The sequence below is a fragment of the Collinsella aerofaciens genome, from assembly GCF_027679495.1.
Classification (GTDB): Bacteria; Actinomycetota; Coriobacteriia; order Coriobacteriales; family Coriobacteriaceae; genus Collinsella; species Collinsella aerofaciens_AK.
Map to the genome: position 1 here is coordinate 1 of NZ_JAQEKC010000068.1, position 903 is coordinate 903.

Consider the following 903-nt stretch of genomic DNA (forward strand, 5'->3'; position numbering starts at 1 on the left):
CGGTCCGCCTTCGGCGGCACGTCGCCAGAACGGCTTACACCAACATTCTCGACACTACCGGCTCGGTCGTCGCGACCGACAGGGCGGCCGTCTACGTCAATGTCCTCGCGGAACTCGAGGTCGCCGCGCACGCGGCCTACGACCCCAAGGACCGCTCCGGGGGAACCATCAACCGGATCAGCACCGTCCACTCGCTCCTCGGCGCCTTCATGGAGCCGTTCAAGGGCGTGTCGACGAAGCACCTCGATGCCTACCTCGCCTGGTTCAGGTGGTGCCGAACCTTCATGGCGACCGATTCCGGCGCCGCCGGGCGCACGGTCGCGCGGCAGCTCGCGCACGGCGTCTGCAGGAGCCGCGTCCGCGACATGTTCAACGTGGAGCCGCCCTACATGGACTACTGGGCCGCGCCCGCCGCATAGAGGCGGTAGAATGGTCGCACCGCGATACACGAGGAGGGGTGAGGCCATGCCGTCGAACATACCGGCCACGACGATCCGCATCGACCCGGAGGTCAAGAAGGAGGCCACGGCCATCCTGGACGAGCTCGGCCTGTCCATGTCCACCGCCGTCAACGCGTTCCTCAGGGCGCTCGTCCGGGAGGGCGGGATGCCGTTCGAGATGAGGGTCAAGATGCCGGCGCCCGACGGGGAGACGGCGAGTTAGCCGGCAGGTCGGCATGTCAATCCTGGTCTAACAGAGCCTACTTTAATCTAAAAGAAAGACAATATGCTGAAAACATTTTTAGAAATGCACTCTATATCATAAATCACGTCTCATATGGAGTTAAATACACGTTCAACTCCATAGATCTGCCCTATGATTATTATTCGACACCAGAAATAATGGTAGTGTCGAGAATGTTGGTGTAAGCCGTTCTGGCGACGTGCCGCCGAAGGCGGACCG

Annotated in this window: 1 protein-coding gene and 1 pseudogene; both read left to right on the forward strand. The window is 61.2% G+C overall.

The annotated features are described in order from the left end of the window. Positions 1-419 (forward strand): annotated as a pseudogene (locus PGW49_RS10370) (hypothetical protein); the annotation flags it as partial. A gap of 46 nt (positions 420-465) precedes the next feature. Then, entirely contained in the window at positions 466-663 is a 198-nt protein-coding gene (locus tag PGW49_RS10375; protein WP_270226452.1) for a type II toxin-antitoxin system RelB/DinJ family antitoxin, read from the forward strand. Positions 664-903: the final 240 nt, after the last annotated feature.

Excerpts from the sequence above, each read along its gene's own strand:
- PGW49_RS10375 (WP_270226452.1), top strand. The coding sequence starts at position 466 with ATGCCGTCGAACATACCGGCCACGACGATCCGCATCGACCCGGAGGTC.